The following is an 18,183-nucleotide window of genomic DNA, read 5'->3' as shown; positions in this document are numbered from 1 at the left end:
CCCGCCGGCGTTTGAGGCGATCTTTCAGCCCCGCCGGCGTTTGAGGCGATCTTTCAGCCCCGCCGGCGTTTGAGGCGCGGGGGTCCGGGGGCAGAGCCCCCGGCAGCGGCGCCGCAGACGAGCAGCTACGCCTTGCGGGCCCGGGACGTGGCCTTCTTGGCCGGGGCTGCGGCCTTCTTCGTGGCGGCGGCGGCCTTCTTGGCCGCAGGCTTCCGCTGGCCGACCACCGCCGGGGCGGCGGCCCCGTCCGAGACGCGGTCGGCCCCCAGGATGTCCCGCAGGAACTTGCCGGTGTGGCTCGCCCCCACCGACGCCACCTGCTCCGGCGTGCCCTCGGCGACGACGAGACCGCCGCCGTAGCCGCCCTCGGGACCCATGTCGATGACCCAGTCCGCGGTCTTGATGACGTCCAGGTTGTGCTCGATGACGATCACCGAGTTCCCCTTGTCCACCAGCCCCGACAGCACCTTGATCAGCTTCGAGATGTCCTCGAAGTGCAGACCCGTCGTCGGCTCGTCCAGCACGTACACCGTCCGGCCCGTCGACCGCTTCTGCAGCTCGGAGGCCAGCTTCACGCGCTGCGCCTCACCGCCCGACAGCGTCGGCGCGGACTGCCCGAGCCGGACGTAGCCCAGCCCGACCTCGTTGAGCGTCCGCAGGTGCCGCGCGATCGTCGGCACCGCCTCGAAGAAGTCCAGCGCCTCCTCGATCGGCATGTTCAGGACTTCCGCGATGGACTTGCCCTTGTAGTGGACCTCCAGCGTCTCCCGGTTGTACCGGTCGCCGTGGCAGACCTCGCAGGGGACGTAGACGTCCGGCAGGAAGTTCATCTCGATCTTGATCGTGCCGTCGCCGGAGCAGTTCTCGCACCGGCCGCCCTTCACGTTGAAGGAGAAGCGGCCCGGCAGGTAGCCGCGCACCTTCGCCTCCATCGTCTCCGCGAAGAGCTTGCGCACGTGGTCGAAGACACCCGTGTACGTGGCCGGGTTGGACCGCGGGGTCCGGCCGATCGGCGACTGGTCCACGTGCACGACCTTGTCGACGAGGTCGTCCCCGTCCACCCGGGTGTGCCGGCCCGGCACCGAGCGGGCGCCGTTCAGCTCGCGCGCCAGGTGCGTGTAGAGGATGTCGTTGACCAGCGTCGACTTGCCGGAACCCGACACACCGGTCACCGCCGTGAGCACGCCCAGCGGGAAGGCGACGTCGATGTCCCGCAGGTTGTTCTCCTTGGCGCCGTGGACGGTCAGCTTCCGCTCCCCGTTCACAGGCCGGCGTACGTCCGGGATCGCGATGGACCGCTTGCCCGACAGGTACTGCCCGGTCATCGACTCGGTGTTCTTCAGCAGTTCCTTCAGCGAACCGCTGTGCACCACCTTGCCGCCGTGCTCGCCCGCGCCGGGGCCGATGTCCACGACCCAGTCGGCCACCTTGATGGTGTCCTCGTCGTGCTCGACGACGATGAGCGTGTTGCCCATGTCCCGCAGCCGCACCAGCGTCTCGATCAGCCGGTGGTTGTCCCGCTGGTGCAGGCCGATGGAGGGCTCGTCGAGTACGTAGAGCACGCCGACGAGGCCGGAGCCGATCTGCGTGGCCAGCCGGATGCGCTGGGCCTCGCCGCCCGACAGGGTGCCGGCGGCGCGGTTGAGCGAGAGGTAGTCGAGGCCCACGTCCACGAGGAAGCGCAGCCGCTCGTTGACCTCCTTCAGGACCCGCTCGGCGATCTTCTTGTCGCGGGCGTCGAGGCGCAGCCGCCCCAGGAAGTCCGCGCACTCGCTGATCGACATCGCGGCGACCTCGGCGATGGACCGCTCCATCACCGTCACGGCGAGCACGATCGGCTTGAGGCGGGTGCCCTCACAGGTCGGGCAGGGCACCTCGCGCATGTAGCCCTCGAAGCGCTCGCGGCTGGCGTCGCTCTCCGATTCCGCGTGCCGCCGCTTGACGAACGGCACCGCGCCCTCGAAGGCCGTCGTGTAGGCGCGCTCGCGCCCGTACCGGTTGCGGTAGCGGACCTCGATCTGCGTCTTGTGGCCGTGGAGCAGGGCCTTCTTGGCCCGCGCCGGCAGCCCTGCCCACGCGATGTCCGTGCGGAAGCCGAGCTCCTCGGCGAGCGCGCCGATCAGCCGCTGGAAGTAGTCCTTGGTGTGGCCGAGGGACCACGGCGAGACCGCGCCCTCGTCCAGGGACTTGTCCTCGTCCGGAACGATCAGCTCCGGGTCCACCTCCATGCGCGTGCCGATGCCGGTGCACTCGGGGCAGGCGCCGAAGGGCGAGTTGAAGGAGAAGGAGCGCGGCTCCAGCTCCTCGAAGGACAGGTCGTCGTACGGGCAGTAGAGGTGCTCGGAGTACATCCGCTCACGCTCGGGGTCGTCCCCGGCGAGGTCGACGAAGTCCAGGATGACCATGCCGCCGGAGAGACCGAGGGCGGTCTCCACCGAGTCGGTGAGCCGGCGCTTGGCGCTGTCCTTGACGGTGAGGCGGTCGATGACCACCTCGATGGTGTGCTTCTCCTGCTTCTTCAGCGTGGGCGGCTCGGAGAGCTGGATGGTCTCCCCGTCCACCCGCGCCCGGCTGTAGCCCTTGGTCTGCAGGTCGGCGAAGAGGTCCACGAACTCGCCCTTGCGCTCGCGCACCAGCGGCGAGAGCACCTGGAAACGGCTGCCCTCCGGGAGCGCGAGCACCTTGTCGACGATCGCCTGCGGCGACTGGCGGGAGATGGGGCGGCGGCACTCGGGGCAGTGCGGCTTGCCGATGCGGGCGAAGAGCAGGCGGAGGTAGTCGTAGACCTCGGTGATGGTGCCCACGGTCGAGCGCGGGTTGCGCGAGGTGGACTTCTGGTCGATCGAGACGGCCGGGGAGAGGCCCTCGATGAAGTCGACGTCGGGCTTGTCCATCTGCCCGAGGAACTGGCGGGCGTACGACGAGAGCGACTCGACGTAGCGGCGCTGGCCCTCGGCGAAGATCGTGTCGAAGGCCAGAGAGGACTTGCCCGACCCTGAGAGTCCGGTGAAGACGATGAGGGAGTCGCGGGGCAGGTCGAGCGAGACGTTCTTGAGGTTGTGCTCGCGAGCGCCACGAACGATGAGACGGTCGGTCACGCCGGTCCGCACCTTTCTTGAGAGAGCGGGGGCACAGGTCCCCGTCCCAGGGTATGGGGGGCGCCTCTGCGGTGGAGATGCTGTCTTGGACTTCGAGCGTATAGCACGCACATTCGATTTACGGCACTCCCTCGACCTCTTCACCCGATCGTGTGGCCGAGGGCCTCAAACCACTAGGCTCGCCGTCATGACTGATCATGTGCACGACCTGCGATCTGTACGTGAATCCACGGACCGACTGCTGACCGCGGTCGCGAAGCTGGACAACGCCGCCCTCGCCGAGGAGTCACTCCTCCCCGGCTGGACCCGCGGGCACATCCTGGCCCACCTCGCGCGCAACGCGGACGCCCTCGTCAACGTCTTCGAGGGGCGCCCGATGTACGAGAGCGCGACCGGCCGCGACGCGGACATCGAGCGCGACGCCGGTCGGCCTCTGGAAGAACAACTGACGGACGTCCGTGATTCCGCGGCCCGCTTCCTCGCCACCTCCGAGCCCGACCAGGACTGGTCCCGCACGGTCGAGCTGCGCAACGGCGTCACCGACCTGGCCTCGAACGTGCCCTTCCGCCGCTGGGTCGAGGTCGAGCTGCACCACGTCGACCTGAACATCGGCTACGAGCTCTCCGACCTCCCGGAGGAGTTCACCGACCGCGAGATCGCCTTCCTCGCCGACCGCTGGTCCGGCCGTCCCGAGGTTCCGCCGGTGACACTGAAGACGTACCACGGGGACCAGGTCTGGCACACGGGCGGCTCCGAGGGCACCCCGGTGACCCTCACCGGCTCCCCGGACGAGCTGCTCGGCTGGCTGGCCGGCCGCGGCCTCAAGGGCGCCCACCTGACCCTCGAGGCGGGCGACAGCCTCCCCGAGCTCCCCCCGCTCTAGGACCAGACACCCCTAGGATCAAAACATGACGTACACCGGAGAGGTCAAGGTCGGCGGTCCGGCCGACGTGCACGAGCTCGCGGACCTGATGATTTCCAAGGTCGCGGTGGGTTCGATGAACAACAACGCCTACCTGCTGCGCTGCCGCGCCACCGACGAGCAGCTGCTCATCGACGCGGCCGCCGAGGCGGACACGCTGCTGAGCCTGATCGGTGACGACGGCATCGCCTCCGTCGTCACCACCCACCGCCACGGCGACCACTGGGGCGCGCTCGCCGAGGTGGTCGCCGCGACCGGGGCCACCACCTACGCGGGCGCCCTCGACGCCGAGGGCATCCCGGTGAAGACCGACGTCCCGGTCGCGGACGGGGACACCGTGCGCGTCGGGCGGGTCGAGCTGACCGCCCGGCACCTGGTCGGCCACACCCCCGGCTCGATCGCCCTCATCTACGACGACCCGCACGGGCACGCTCACGTGTTCACCGGCGACTGCCTCTTCCCCGGCGGCGTCGGCAACACCTGGGGCGATCCGAAGGCCTTCGCCAACCTGATCGACGACGTCCAGCACAAGCTCTTCGATCAGTTGTCGGACGAGACCTGGGTCTATCCCGGACACGGCAACGACACCATGCTGGGCGCCGAGCGGCCCCACCTCGCCGAATGGCGCGAGCGCGGCTGGTAGACCGCGACCGGCGGACCGCCCCCGACAGCCCCGCATCGCGTCAACTTCGATACGCGGTGCACTCCTTCCGGTCGTTCCCGACCGAACGCACGTCCCGGGCGACGGGGAAGGGGTAACTGCTGCACCATGCAACAAGACCCCTCCCCCACCGTCTCCCCCCGAACCCCCGCGGCCGACGGCCCCGGCATGCTGCGGCTCGCCTCGGCCTCCCTGGCCGGGACCGCGATCGAGTTCTACGACTTCTTCGTGTACGGCACGGCCGCCGCCCTCGTGCTCGGCCCGCTCTTCTTCCCCTCCTTCTCGCCGCTCGCCGGAACGCTCGCCGCCTTCGGCACCTTCGGCGTCGGCTTCCTCGCCCGCCCGCTCGGCTCCGTGGTCTTCGGCCACATCGGCGACCGCTACGGCAGGCGCCCCGTGCTGCTCGCCTCCCTGCTGCTCACCGGCCTCGCGACGGTGGCGGTGGGCTGCGTGCCGACGTACGCCTCGATCGGCATGGCGGCGCCGGTCCTGCTGCTCCTGCTGCGCTTCCTGCAGGGCCTCGGGCTCGGCGGCGAGTGGGGCGGCGCGGTGCTGCTGACCGCCGAGCACGCCCCCGAGGGGCGGCGCGGCCTGTGGTCGAGCTTCCCGCAGATCGGCCCGGCGGTGGGGTTCCTGCTGGCCAACGGCATGATCCTGGCGCTGTCCGCCTCCTTGACCGAGGCCCAGTTCACCTCCTGGGGCTGGCGGGTGCCCTTCTGGGCGGCCGGGCTGCTCGCGCTGGCCGGACTCTGGCTGCGCCGCTCCGTGGAGGAGACCCCACAGTTCCGGGCGCTCGCCGAGACCGACCGCCGGGCGGAGGCTCCGCTCGCGGAGGTGGTGCGCGGCCACTGGCGGCTGCTCCTGCTGACCGGCGGGGCGCTCTCCGTGGGGTACGCCGTCTTCTACGCGGTCACCACCTGGTCCCTCGCGTACGCCACCGAGCATCTCGGCGTGGGCCGTACGGTGATGCTCGCCTGCATCATGGCCGCGGTCGCGCTCAAGGGCCTGGTGACCCCGCTGGTGGCGGTGTTGGGCGACCGCCACGGGCGGCGGCCGCTGTGCCTGGCCGGGTGCGCGGCCTGTGCCCTGTGGATGTTCCCGCTGGTGGCGCTGTTGCGTACGGCCGACCCGCTGCTGATGACGCTGGGCTTCGTCGGGGCCCTGCTGGGCATGGTGACGATGTTCGCGGTGGTGGGCGCCTACCTGCCGGAGCTGTACGATCCGAGGATCCGCTGCACGGGCGCGGCCGTGGGCTACAACCTGGGCGGTGTGCTGGGCGGGGCGCTGACCCCGATCGTGGCGACGGCGCTGGCGGACGGCTCCGGTCCGCCGTGGGGCGTCGCGGTGTACCTGAGCGGGATCGCCCTGGTCAGCCTGGGCTGCTTCGCGCTGCTGCCGGAGACCAATCCGGTGGTCGTACGGAAGCGGGCGGGCGCGGCCGCGGGTACGGAAACGGGGGCGGCCGAAGCGGCCGCCCCCGCGTAGCTCCGTAACTCCGGGGCCGCGCCTTACACGTCGACGCTCTCCGGGCGGGCGGCGGCTTCGGCCGCCGCCTGCTTCTTCGAGGCCATCAGGCTGGTGATGGTGGTGATCACCAGGACACCGCAGATGACGCCCAGGGAGACCGGGATCGAGATCACCGGGACGTGCACGCCGGACTCGTGCAGGGCGTGCAGCACCAGCTTGACGCCGATAAAGCCCAGGATGATCGACAGGCCGTAGCTGAGGTGGACCAGCTTCTTGAGCAGGCCGCCGATGAGGAAGTACAGCTGGCGCAGGCCCATCAGCGCGAAGGCGTTGGCGGTGAAGACGATGTACGGGTCCTGGGTGAGGCCGAAGATCGCGGGGATCGAGTCGAGGGCGAAGAGCACGTCGGTGGTGCCGATGGCGAGCATGACGACCATCAGCGGGGTCAGCACGCGCTTGCCGTTGTTCTCGATGAAGAGCTTGGTGCCGTGGTACTTGTCGGCGACGCCGAACTTCTTCTCGACGGACTTGAGGAGACGGTTCTCCTCGAACTCCTCGTCGTCCTCGTCCTTGCGGGCCTCCTGGATCAGCTTCCACGCGGTGTAGATCAGGAACGCGCCGAAGATGTAGAAGACCCACGAGAAGCTCGCGATGATCGCCGCGCCGGCCGCGATGAATATCGCGCGCAGCACCAGGGCGATCAGCACACCGACGAGCAGCACGCGCTGCTGGAGGTGGGAGGGCACCGAGAACTTCGCCATGATCAGCACGAAGACGAAGAGGTTGTCGACGCTCAGGGACTTCTCGGTGATGAAGCCGGCGAAGAACTCCTGGTAGGCCTGGCCGTTGCCGAAGAACCACAGGCCGAGGCCGAAGAGTCCGGCGAGGACGATCCAGACGACCGTCCAGGTGCCCGCTTCCTTGATCGATACGTCGTGCGGCTTGCGGCCGATGAAGAAATCGGCGCCGATGAGAAGGGACAGACCAAGAATGGTCAGGGCCCACAGGGTCCAGGAAACTTCCACGGTGAACACGCCTCCGGCGGATGGCTCAGCACTTCGTCAGCGTCATCGCTGCCGGAGGTCTCTTCCACCCGGGCGACCTGGGGGCCGTGGGCCGACGCCCCGGGACAGTCACAGTCCGTATTGACGGGCACGCCGTAGCAGGAAAGCAGGAATACTCCCCTCCGCGCTCCACAGCATACCCGTCAACGACGGTTAAGGTAAAGGAACTCCCAAGGAATGGTCACGGGCGGGTTCTGCGGCGGGCCTCCGCCACCCGGTCCAGCGCCTCTTCGAGGACCCGACTGCCCTGCGGCGGCAGGTTCGGCTCGAAGGTCCACTGGTGGTGGACCCACGGATCGGCGAGGTGGTCGTCCGGTACGGGCGACAGCCTCATCAGCGAGCGCCACAGCGGGTCGAGCAGCGGCCCGTAGGCCGACGCCTCGTCACGGTCGGCGACCATCAGCAGGTGCACGCCGACCGCCGCTCCCTCGTCGGCCAGATAGCGCAACTGGGTGACGGCCCGGTCGTCGAAGCCGTGCGGGAAGTCGTGCACGATCAGCAGCTGCTCGGCCGTGTCCACGTCCGGCGGCAGGTCCTCGGGGGCACCGGCCCGCAGCGCCATCTGTACGAGGTCCACGCGCCGGGTCAGCTTCGCCAGCGTCTCGGTGACCCCCGCGGCCCCGGCGGCGGGCGGCCCGGCCAGCACCCCGGCGCGCACGAGCGGCGCGAGGGAGGCGGCTCCGGCCCCGGCCGCGTCGATGACGTGGACGGAGAACCGGTCGGCCGGATGGACCGCGAGCAGCCGTACCGCGTAGGCGACGGCCATGTCCATGGCGGCCCGGCGCAGCCGGTCGGTGTCCATGGTCATCGCGGCCTCGGAGCCGGTGCGGCCGTTGTCGATCCAGAGCCCGCGCTCCAGCGGCACCCGGACCAGCATGGGGATCCGCAGCGCGGGCCGCTCGGGCAGGTGCAGGTCGCCCAGGCGCAGGGCCAGCGGGCTCTCCTCGGGCAGCCCGGCCGAGCGGCCGGCGTGCCAGACCGGGTTGTCCCAGCGCGCGTAGGAGGCCGGCAGGGCGGGCTCGACCACCTCGGACTCGGCGACCAGCTGCGCGAGGTCCCGGTCGAGGACGGCCTGGGCCTGAGCGACGAGCTCGTCGCGACGGGCCCGGGCGGTGTCGCGGGCGGCGTTGCCTGAGCCGCCGATGCGGTGGCGGGGGTCGGACAGCACCTCGTCGAGCTCGCGGTCCATGCGGGAGTCGGCGAACTCCACTGCGCCGCGGTAGGCGGCGACGGCGCGGGCCAGGTCCTCGAACATGCCCCAGACCTGGTTGTAGAGGCGCTCCTCCATGGACCAGCCGCTGGCGTCGCCCGCGACGGGGCGCGGGAACTCGCCCGGCTGCTGCGGCGGGGCCGACCGCGGGGCGGGCTCGGGCGGCTCGGTGCTGGTGCGGCGGCGCGGGTGGGCGTAGTTGATGGTGGTGTCGCCGCCGGCGTTGTTCGTGGTGCTCTCTGCCGGGGGCGGCGTCGGCGCGGGTCCCGGCGTACCCGGGTACGGGACTCCGGAGACCGGGAGCGGGTCGGACACCACCGCGACCGGGTCCGAGGTCACCGGGGCCGCGACGCTCGCGTGCACGCGCCCGGCCAGCTCGGCGGCGGCGGGCGCGGCGAGTCCCTGGTCGGCGAACAGGGCCGCGAGGCCGTCGGCGTACCCCTGGCCGACGGCACGGACCTTCCAGGCGCCCTGGCGCCGGTAGAGCTCCAGGGCCACCACGGCCGTCTCGGCGTCCAGACCGGTCAGGGTGTACTCGGCCAGCTCGGTGCCGTCCATGCCCGCGACGGCGACGTGCGAGGCCGCGACGGCACCGAAGGTGGCCGGGCCGGCCGGGGGGAGGGAGAGCAGGACGCCGACCCGGTGCACCTCGGCGGCCACCGCGTCGAGATCGACGGCGAACCGGTGCCGGGCGGCGGCCCCGTCGGGCGCCTCCACCCCCGGAAGGGCGCGCGCACCGGGGTGCGCGATCCCCTCCGGACCGACCACGGTGCCCCGCTCGTCCCCGAGCGAGGCCAGGACGAGCACCGGTGTGCCCGCCGAGACCGTGATCCGCACCTGCTGTTCGGACAGGGCATGGTTCTGCCCACGGACCAGTTCGGCCGCCATCGTCCCGTCTCCCCCCGTTCTTCTTCGCTTACAGGTGCGGCAGGATCGCCGGCATGAGGTCCTGGAACGTCCGGCCGTTGGCCGGGTTGCCCAGGGCCGTCATCTGCCAGCCGGCGCCCACGCGCGACACCTTCGCCATGATCTGCGCGGTGTACTGACCGCCGCCGTCGAGGGTGTAACGGGCCAGCTCCTGGCCGTTGGTCTCGTCGACGATGCGGCAGAACGCGTTCTCCACCTCCTGGAACGTCTGGCCGGTGAAGGAGTTCACCGTGAAGACGATCTGGTCGATGTGCACCGGCACGCGCTGGAGGTCGACGAGGATCGACTCGTCGTCGCCACCCTGGCCGGCGCCGCCGACGAGGTTGTCACCGGTGTGCTTGACCGAACCGTCGTCGCTCTGCAGGTGCCGGAAGAAGACGACGTCCACCGGCTGCTTGTCGGCGAAGAGCACCGCCGAGGCATCCAGGTCGATCTCCCGGGTCCGCGAGCCGAACAGCCCGCGGCGCTTGGCCGCCTGCCAGCCGAGGCCCATCCGGACCGCGGTCAGCGTCCCCCCGTCCGCCTTCTGCAGACTGATGGCCTGGCCCTTGGTCATGTTGACCGTCACGCGTGTCCCCTCTCCCATAGCCCGCCCCGTTGAACGGGCGCGCAGCATGTACCTGCGGCTGTGACCCAACCCTACTGACAGGCTCGGAGTCAGGCGAGGCCCGCTTCCTTCATCTGTCGCAGCTCCTTCTTCAACTCGCCCACCTCGTCCCTGATCCGGGCCGCGACCTCGAACTGCAACTCGGCTGCCGCACCGCGCATGCGCTCGGTCATCTGCTCGATGAGCGCGGCCAGTTCGGCGGCCGGCCGGTCGGTGAGCACCTCTGTCGACTTGGCACCCTTGGCCGCCTTCGCGCCCTTGCCGGCCTTGGCCACCGTGCCGGCCTTGCCGGCGAGCGCGGGCACCGGCGCCTTGAGGGCCTTGCCGTCCTTCGTCTGCCGGTAGCCGGTGCCGAGGAGTTCCTCGGTGTCGAGTTCCTCGCGGGCGATGGTGGCGACGATGTCGTTGATCTTCTTGCGCAGCGGCTGCGGGTCGATCCCGTTGGCCGTGTTGTAGGCGACCTGCTTCTCGCGGCGCCGGTTGGTCTCGTCGATGGCCTGCGCCATCGCCGGGGTGATGCTGTCCGCGTACATGTGGACCTGGCCGGACACGTTTCGCGCGGCGCGGCCGATGGTCTGGATGAGCGAGGTGCCGGAGCGCAGGAAGCCCTGCTTGTCGGCGTCCAGGATCGCCACGAGCGACACCTCGGGCAGGTCGAGGCCCTCGCGCAGCAGGTTGATGCCGACGAGGACGTCGTACTCGCCGGACCGCAGCTCGCGCAGGAGCTCGATGCGGCGCAGGGTGTCCACGTCGCTGTGCAGGTAGCGGACCTGGATGCCGAGCTCCAGGAAGTAGTCGGTGAGGTCCTCGGCCATCTTCTTGGTGAGGGTGGTGACCAGGACCCGCTCGTCCTTCTCGACCCGCGTGCGGATCTCGTGCACCAGGTCGTCGATCTGACCCTCGGTGGGCTTGACCACGACCTCCGGGTCGATCAGGCCGGTGGGTCGGATGATCTGCTCTACGAAGCCGTCGCCGCGCGAGAGCTCGTACTTGCCGGGGGTGGCCGACAGGTAGACCGTCTGGCCGATCCGCTCCTGGAACTCCTCCCACTTCAGCGGCCGGTTGTCCAGCGCGGACGGCAGCCGGAAGCCGTGGTCGACCAGGGTCCGCTTGCGCGAGGCGTCGCCCTCGTACATGGCGCCGATCTGCGGGACGGTGACGTGCGACTCGTCGATGACGAGGAGGAAGTCCTCGGGGAAGTAGTCGATGAGCGTGTTGGGCGCGGAGCCGCGCTCGCGGTCGTCCATGTGCAGCGAGTAGTTCTCGATGCCGGAGCAGGAGCCGATCTGGCGCATCATCTCCAGGTCGTAGGTGGTGCGCATGCGCAGCCGCTGGGCCTCCAGCATCTTGCCCTGCTTCTCCAGCTCGGCGAGGCGCTCGGCCAGCTCGGCCTCGATGCCGGCGATCGCCTTCTCCATGCGCTCGGGACCGGCGACGTAGTGGCTGGCGGGGAAGACGTACAGCTCGCGGTCCTCGCTGATGACCTCGCCGGTCAGCGGGTGCAGGGTGGAGAGGGCCTCGATCTCGTCGCCGAACATCTCGATGCGGACGGCCAGTTCCTCGTAGACCGGGAAGATCTCGATGGTGTCGCCGCGCACCCGGAAAGTGCCGCGGGTGAAGGCCACGTCGTTGCGCGTGTACTGGATGTCGACGAAGCGGCGCAGCAGCTGGTCCCGGTCGATCTCCTCGCCGACCTTGAGGGCGACCATCCGGTCGACGTACTCCTGTGGGGTACCGAGGCCGTAGATGCAGGACACGGAGGCGACGACGATCACGTCACGCCGGGTCAGCAGCGAGTTGGTCGCGGAGTGGCGCAGCCGCTCCACCTCCTCGTTGATCGAGGAGTCCTTCTCGATGTAGGTGTCGGACTGCGGTACGTACGCCTCGGGCTGGTAGTAGTCGTAGTACGAGACGAAGTACTCGACCGCGTTGTTCGGCAGGAGCTCGCGGAACTCGTTCGCCAGCTGGGCGGCGAGCGTCTTGTTCGGCGCCATCACCAGGGTGGGGCGCTGGAGCTTCTCGATCATCCAGGCGGTGGTCGCCGACTTTCCGGTGCCGGTCGCGCCCAGCAGGACGACATCCTTCTCACCTGCACGGATGCGCTTCTCCAGCTCGGCGATGGCCGCCGGCTGGTCGCCGCTGGGCTGGTAGGGGCTGACGACCTCGAAAGGCGCCACCGTGCGTTCGATCTTCGATACGGGCCGCATGACTCAACCGTACGACCCGCCACTGACACTCACGTGGCCCCTCACCCGTTCTGGTCCGTTTGTCGTAGTTCGGTGGCGGCTCGGTGATCTTCAACCCCATGATCGCGGTGAAGGCCCGCCGTGAAGTGCATCGCCACAACGTCTGTCGCTCCGCACCCGTCTGACGCAGGAACAGGGCTCACGACCCGAGGAGAAAGCACATGTACGTCCGACCCGCCGCCGCGACCGCTGCCGCATTCCTGGGCTTCACCCTCACCCTGCTGGGCGGTACGGCCTCGTCCGCCGCCACCGGCCCGGGCCCCGCCGCCGGCTCCGGCCGGGGCTCCGGCTCCCCGGTCGACCGGGCGGCTACGGGGGCACCCGTCGTGTACGCCCACCGGGGGGCTTCGGCGTACGCCCCGGAGAACACCCTCGACGCGATCGACCTCGCGAAGCGGCTGGGCTTCGACTGGGTCGAGAACGACGTGCAGCGCACCAAGGACGGCGAGCTGGTGGTGATCCACGACGACACCCTCGCCCGGACCACCGACGTCGAACAGGTCTTCCCGGACCGCAAGCCCTGGAAGGTCAAGGACTTCACGGCGGCCGAGATCGCCCGACTGGACGCGGGCAGCTGGTTCGGCGAGGAGTACGCGGGCGCCTTCGTGCCGACCCTGCGGGAGTACCTCGACCGGGTGCAGCGCAACCGGCAGCGGCTGCTGCTGGAGATCAAGAAGCCGGAGCTCTACCCGGGGATCGAGGAGCAGACCCTGAAGGTGCTCGGCGAGGCCGGCTGGCTCGACGTGCGCCATGTCACGCGGCGCCTGGTGGTGCAGAGCTTCAGCGCCGACTCCGTACGCGTGGTGCACGCGCTGCGCCCGGACCTGGTGACGGCCTTCCTGGGCACGCCGACGGTCGCCGACCTGCCGCGGTACGCCGAGTTCACCGACCGGATCAACCCGTGGCACACCACGATCTCGGCCGACTGGGTCGCGGCGGTGCACGGACTGCTGGGGGCCCACGGCAAGGCGATGGAGGTGGACACCTGGATCGTGGACGACGCGGCGACCGCCCGGAAGGTGAAGGACATGGGGGTGGACGGGATCATCACCAACGCCCCGGACGTCGTCCGGGAGGCGGTCGGCGACTTCTGAGAGGCGGTCGGCGACTTCCGAGCACGGCGGTGTCGGTGGCGGCCCGTACGGTGGAGGCGTGGACAGCACCGAGCGGCCGCGCGGGCCGCACCTCGAATGGACCGTCTTCACCGGCGGCGACGACGTCGGCGTCGGGGACCTCCTGCTTGCCGCGACCCCGGAGGGTCTGGTCCGGGTCGAGTTCCATGCCGGGCCGGACCGGGTCGACGCGATGATCGGCTCGCTCGTCTCCCGGCTCGGCGCGGACGCGTGGCGGCCCGCACCGGGCGAAGAGGTGCTGCTGGCCGAGCCGATACGCCAGCTCACCGCGTACTTCGCCGGTTCGCTGCGGCGCTTCGAGCTGCCGCTGGACTGGCGGCTGAGCTCCGGCTTCAACCGGCAGGTGCTCCAGGAGCTGGACCGTTCCGTTCCGTACGGTGCGGTGGTCGGCTACGGGGAACTGGCCGCCCTCGCCGGCCAGCCCGGGGCCGCGCAGGCGGTGGGCAACGCCATGGGCTCGAACCCGCTGCCGGTGGTCGTGGCCTGCCACCGTGTCGTGGAGAACGACGGCGGCATCGGCGGCTTCGGCGGCGGGGTGGAGACGAAGCGCCGCCTGCTCGCCCTGGAGGGCGTCCTCCCGGAGCCCTTGTTCTGACCGGTCTCCCGCGCACGACCGGGCCCCGCATCTCGGTTTCCTCCGGGGGTAAGGGGTGGGAGACTGCGTCGGTGAGTACTTCTGCCGCCGCACCCGGCCCGATCTCGCCCCGCGCCCCGCTGCCCCGACGGAGGTGTACCGCGTGACCGCCTCGCCGGGCACCGACCGGCCGGCCGTGCCTCTCACCCGGACGGAGGCGGAGCTGGCCCGGTTGCAGCGGCGCACCTCCTGGGTGCTCATAGCCAGCCAGGTCCTCGGCGGCCTCGGCGTGCCCATCAGCATCGCCCTGGCCCCCGTTCTCGCCACGCAGATCAGCGGCACCGAGGCCCTGTCCGGCTTCGCCTCCACCGCCGCGGTGATCGGCACCGCCCTCCTCTCGCTGCCGCTCGCCGCCCTGATGACCGCGCGCGGACGCCGTCCCGGGCTGGTGCTGGGGTACGGGATCGGCGCGGTCGGCGCGGCGCTCGTCGTCCTCGCCGCCACGATCAAGAGCTTCCCGCTGCTCCTGCTCGGCATGGCCGCCTTCGGCGCCGCCTCCTCCGCCAACCTCCAGGCCCGCTTCGCCGCCGCCGACCTCGCGGCCCCGGACCGTCGGGCCCGGGCGATCTCGGTCGTCGTATGGGCCTCCACCCTCGGCGCGGTGCTCGGCCCGAACCTCTCCGCCCCCGCCAGCCGCAGCTTCGCCGGTACCTCCATACCCGAGACGGCGGGCCCCTTCGTGTGGGCCGCCGTCGTCTTCGTCCTCACCGGCACGCTGATCGGCGTACTGCTGCGCCCCGATCCACTGCTGACGGCCCGCGCGCTGGCCGCGCCGGAGGAGCAGTCCCACGAGGGCCGCTCGCTGCGCGCCGGGCTCACCGCCGTCAAGGCCTCCCCGCGGGCCCGGCTCGCCCTCGTCACCGTCGCGGTGTCGCACACCGTCATGGTCTCGATCATGGTGATGACCCCGATGGACCTGGGCCACCACGGTGCCGGACTGGAACTCGTCGGGCTGGTGATCAGCGTCCACATCGCCGGCATGTTCGCCTTCTCGCCCCTCATGGGCTGGCTCGCGGACCGCCTCGGCCGGCTCTCCGTGATCGGCTTGGCCGCCGGGCTCCTGTCCGTCGCCGCCCTGCTCGCCGGCACGGCCGGGCACAGCCACACCCAGAGCGCGATCGGCCTCTTCCTGCTCGGCCTCGGCTGGTCCGCCGGCATGGTGTCCGGCTCGGCGCTGCTGACCGACTCGGTGCCGCAGCCCGCTCGTGCCGCCGTACAGGGCCTGAGCGACCTCACGATGAACGCCTCGGCGGGCGTGGGCGGCGCGGCCGCCGGCCTGGTCATGTCCCAGGCGAGCTACGGCTGGCTGAACGCCATCGGCGCCGCGCTGCTGCTGCCGATGGCGGCGCTGGCCCTCTTCACCGCGCGCCGCCACCCCCTGTCCGCGAACGGCGGTCAGTAGCTGATGTGGTAGGCCTTGCGGAGCGTCTCGTGCACGGTCCAGGTGGTCTTGTCACCCTCCCGGAGCACACAGGCGGACCCGGGGCCCACCTCCAGGGTCTCGCCGCCCTCGACCTCGATGGTGGCGCGGCCGCTGACCACCACGAACAGCTCGTTGGCCTCGACGTCGGTGACCACGCCGGGGGTGATCTGCCAGATCCCGCGCAGCTGCCTGCCGTCCGCCGATTCCCACAGCACCTTGCCCGTCACGACGGGCTCCCCGGACACGATCTGGTCGGGGTCGAGGTTCTCGACCTCCAGTTCGGCGTCCGGTACGGAAACGGCGAAGGAGGCGGGGGCTGCGGAGTGATCACTGGTGCTCATGGCGCGTCAGCGTAGTGCGGCCCGCCGCGCGGCGCGGTGAGCGGAGCGTCCAGGAACGGCCCGGCCGCCGAGTCACCCTGTCGAGTCTCGGACAGCCTGGGACGGGAGTGGCGGGAGTGTGTTTGGGGGCCTCGTTCGCGCGCCATGGATGGGGACATGTCACAGCACACAGCAGCCGCATCCCCGCCCGTCGGCCCCGTCCTGTCGGAAGAGGTACGCGAGGCACTCGCGCGGGGCAGGCCCGTGGTGGCCCTGGAGTCGACGATCCTCGCGCACGGCCTGCCCCGCCCCCGCAATCTGGCGGTGGGCCTCGAACTGGAGGCGCTGGTCAGGTCGGAGGGCGCCGTTCCGGCGACGATCGCGGTCGTGGACGGGGTGGCGCACGCGGGCCTGGACAAGGCGCAGTTGGAGCGGATCGCCGGCGGGAACGGGGTCCGCAAGCTCGGCCACCGGGACCTGGCGCCCGCGCTGGCGACGGGTGCCACCGGCGCGACCACGGTGTCCGCGACGGCCTTCCTGGCCGCCCGGGCGGGCCTGCGGGTGTTCGCCACGGGCGGGCTGGGCGGCGTACACCGCGAATGGGCGCAGACGCAGGACGAGTCGGCGGACCTGGCGCTGCTGGCGCGTACCCGGATCACGGTGGTGTGCGCCGGGGTGAAGTCGATCCTGGACGTACCGGCCACGCTGCAGCGGCTGGAGACGCTGGGCGTGGGCGTCCTCGGCTACGGGACGGACCGTTTCCCCGGCTTCTACCTGGCCGATTCCGGCGAGCCGGTGGACTGGACCGTGGACCGGCCGGAGGAGGTCGCGGCGGTGATGGCCGCCCAGGACGCGCTGGGCGGGCCGGAGTCGGCGCTGCTGGTGGCCAATCCGGTGGCGGAGGCGGAGCAGCTGGATCCGGAGCTGCACGACCGGGTGCTGGCGGAGGCGCTCGCGGAATGCCGCGAGCAGGGGATCACGGGGCAGGCGGTGACGCCGTTCCTGCTGGGGTTCCTGGTACGGGCGACGGACGGGGCCTCGCTGGAGGCGAACCTGGCGGCGGTACGGGGCAACGTGCGGCTCGGTGCCCGGATCGCGGGGGCCTGGGCGGCGCGGGCGTGAGCGGGGCGGGGGTGAGCGGGGCGGGGGCGCTGCTCGTGGTCGGGGACGTGGTGACGGACGTGATCGCGGTGCATCCGGAGCCGCTTGCTCCGGCCACGGACACGGCCGCCCACATCCGGACCCTGCCGGGCGGCGCCGGGGCCAACGCCGCCTGCTGGGCGGCCCGTACGGGGGCCGCGGAGGTCCGCCTGCTCGCGCGGGTGGGCGCGGATTCGGCGCGCTGGCACGAGGAGGCACTGCTCGCGGCGGGGGTGCGGCCGCGGCTCGTGGTGGACCCGGACGAGCCCACCGGGACGGTGGTCGCGCTGGTCGGCAAGGACGCGGAGCGGACCTTCCTGACCGACAGCGGGGCCTCGCTGCGGCTCTGCCCCGCGGACTGGGCCCCGTCGCTGCTGGACGGGGCGGCCCACCTCCACCTGTCCGGCTACCTGTTCTTCGCCGACAGCAGCCGGGAGCTGGCCCTGGTCGCACTGCGGGCGGCCCGGACGCGGGGGGTCCCGGTGAGCGTGGACCCCGCGTCGGCCGGTTTCCTGGCCGCGCTGGGGCCGCGGCGGTTCCTCGACGCGGTGGCGGGGGTCGACGTACTGCTGCCCAATGAGGACGAGGCCCGGCTGCTCGCCGGGCTGCCGGAGGTCTCCCGGGCGGCCGTGGTGCTGAGCCGCCGGGTGCCGCTGGTGGTGGTGACGCAGGGCGCGGCGGGGGCGCTGGTCGCCGAGCGGGGGCGGATCACCGCGGAGGTCGCGGCGGAGCCGGCCGAGGCGGTGGACACCACGGGGGCCGGGGACGCCTTCACCGGCGCCTTCCTGGCCGCACGCCTCTCCGGCGCGGACCCGACGGAAGCGGCCCGCGCAGGCTGCCGAGCCGCCGGCCAGGCAGTAACCCGCCTGGGCGGCCGCCCGACGCCGTGACCGGCGCCCACACTTGAGGCACGGCTTTCCAGAGCGGAGCCCCGCTCCCGCGCCTCAAACGCCGGCGGGGCTGGATTTGCCCCCTGGCCGGGCCCGGCCTGTGCGGCGCCGCTGCCGGGGCTCCGCCGCGTGCCTCCCGGCGGGGCTGAGTTTGTCCCCTGGCCGGGACCGGCCCGGTCGGGACGGCGCTGCTGCCGGGGCTCCGCCGCGTGCCTCCCGGCGGGGCCGGGTTATGCCCACTGGCCGGGACCGGCCCGGTCGGGGCGGCTTCGCTGCCGGGGCTCCGCCCCGGACCCCGCGCCTCAAACGCCGGCGGGGCTGGATTTTCCTGGGCCGGGATCGGCCTGGGTTGGGGCGGTGCCCCGCCGGAGCATCTCCTCGTCCTCGCGCACTTGGCAGGTGCTTCGACAAGTGAGCGTGGTTGCGCGCTCGTCCTGCGGG

Annotated in this window: 14 protein-coding genes; 8 read left to right on the top strand and 6 right to left on the bottom strand. The window is 71.5% G+C overall.

Annotated features, from left to right (window positions below; all coding sequences use genetic code 11):
- Window positions 1-125: 125 nt before the first annotated feature.
- Window positions 126-3,098, bottom strand: coding sequence for an excinuclease ABC subunit UvrA (gene uvrA / locus ACFV9H_RS38890; RefSeq protein ID WP_385408273.1), 2,973 nt, complete (start codon window positions 3,096-3,098; stop codon window positions 126-128).
- 187 nt (window positions 3,099-3,285) lie between these two features.
- Here uvrA and ACFV9H_RS38885 point away from each other — a divergent pair, with 187 nt between their 5' ends.
- From ACFV9H_RS38885 to ACFV9H_RS38875, 3 genes are all read left to right on the top strand, one after another.
- Window positions 3,286-3,981 carry a maleylpyruvate isomerase family mycothiol-dependent enzyme gene (locus ACFV9H_RS38885; protein ID WP_385408271.1) on the top strand — a complete coding sequence of 232 codons (696 nt, stop codon included), beginning with the start codon at window positions 3,286-3,288 and terminating at the stop codon, window positions 3,979-3,981.
- Window positions 3,982-4,006: 25 nt separating this feature from the next.
- The gene (locus ACFV9H_RS38880) at window positions 4,007-4,663 is read left to right on the top strand and encodes an MBL fold metallo-hydrolase (protein ID WP_385408269.1); all 657 of its coding nucleotides are present in this window, start codon (window positions 4,007-4,009) and stop codon (window positions 4,661-4,663) included.
- A gap of 186 nt (window positions 4,664-4,849) precedes the next feature.
- Window positions 4,850-6,166, top strand: coding sequence for an MFS transporter (locus ACFV9H_RS38875; protein ID WP_385408275.1), 1,317 nt, complete (start codon window positions 4,850-4,852; stop codon window positions 6,164-6,166).
- Window positions 6,167-6,189: 23 nt separating this feature from the next.
- On the opposite strand, the gene ACFV9H_RS38870 is transcribed toward ACFV9H_RS38875, so the two are convergent.
- From ACFV9H_RS38870 to uvrB, 4 genes are all read right to left on the bottom strand, one after another.
- Complete coding sequence (locus tag ACFV9H_RS38870; RefSeq protein ID WP_385408267.1) at window positions 6,190-7,173, bottom strand: TerC family protein; 984 nt, start codon at window positions 7,171-7,173, stop codon at window positions 6,190-6,192.
- A 220-nt stretch (window positions 7,174-7,393) separates the two neighbouring features.
- On the bottom strand, window positions 7,394-9,310 hold the full coding sequence (locus ACFV9H_RS38865; protein WP_385408265.1) for a TerD family protein: 1,917 nt from the start codon (window positions 9,308-9,310) through the stop codon (window positions 7,394-7,396).
- 28 nt (window positions 9,311-9,338) lie between these two features.
- Window positions 9,339-9,917, bottom strand: coding sequence for a TerD family protein (locus ACFV9H_RS38860; RefSeq protein WP_385408263.1), 579 nt, complete (start codon window positions 9,915-9,917; stop codon window positions 9,339-9,341).
- Between the two features lie 89 nt (window positions 9,918-10,006).
- Window positions 10,007-12,163, bottom strand: a complete 2,157-nt coding sequence (uvrB, locus tag ACFV9H_RS38855) for an excinuclease ABC subunit UvrB (RefSeq protein WP_385408261.1) — start codon at window positions 12,161-12,163, stop codon at window positions 10,007-10,009.
- 200 nt (window positions 12,164-12,363) lie between these two features.
- Here uvrB and ACFV9H_RS38850 point away from each other — a divergent pair, with 200 nt between their 5' ends.
- From ACFV9H_RS38850 to ACFV9H_RS38840, 3 genes are all read left to right on the top strand, one after another.
- Window positions 12,364-13,296: a glycerophosphodiester phosphodiesterase gene (locus ACFV9H_RS38850; RefSeq protein ID WP_385408259.1), complete on the top strand. Its 933-nt coding sequence runs from the start codon at window positions 12,364-12,366 to the stop codon at window positions 13,294-13,296.
- A gap of 58 nt (window positions 13,297-13,354) precedes the next feature.
- A complete protein-coding gene (locus ACFV9H_RS38845) occupies window positions 13,355-13,930 on the top strand; it encodes a methylated-DNA--[protein]-cysteine S-methyltransferase (protein WP_385408257.1) in 576 nt (191 codons plus the stop codon).
- A 142-nt stretch (window positions 13,931-14,072) separates the two neighbouring features.
- A complete protein-coding gene (locus ACFV9H_RS38840) occupies window positions 14,073-15,371 on the top strand; it encodes an MFS transporter (RefSeq protein ID WP_385408255.1) in 1,299 nt (432 codons plus the stop codon).
- Here the strand turns inward: ACFV9H_RS38840 and ACFV9H_RS38835 are convergent.
- Window positions 15,365-15,733, bottom strand: a complete 369-nt coding sequence (locus ACFV9H_RS38835) for a cupin domain-containing protein (protein ID WP_385408253.1) — start codon at window positions 15,731-15,733, stop codon at window positions 15,365-15,367. The two genes, ACFV9H_RS38840 and ACFV9H_RS38835, sit on opposite strands and share 7 nt — an antisense overlap.
- 156 nt (window positions 15,734-15,889) lie before the next feature.
- On the opposite strand from ACFV9H_RS38835, the gene ACFV9H_RS38830 reads away from it, so the two are divergent.
- Entirely contained in the window at window positions 15,890-16,834 is a 945-nt protein-coding gene (locus tag ACFV9H_RS38830) for a pseudouridine-5'-phosphate glycosidase (protein ID WP_385408251.1), read from the top strand.
- Window positions 16,831-17,742, top strand: a complete 912-nt coding sequence (locus ACFV9H_RS38825; RefSeq protein WP_385408249.1) for a carbohydrate kinase family protein — start codon at window positions 16,831-16,833, stop codon at window positions 17,740-17,742. Before ACFV9H_RS38830 ends, ACFV9H_RS38825 begins: the two co-directional genes overlap by 4 nt.
- Window positions 17,743-18,183 lie beyond the last annotated feature (441 nt).

The sequence above is a fragment of the Streptomyces sp. NPDC059874 genome (assembly GCF_042731135.1).
GTDB lineage: Bacteria > Actinomycetota > Actinomycetes > Streptomycetales > Streptomycetaceae > Streptomyces.
This window is presented reverse-complemented; position numbering and strand designations above follow the sequence as displayed.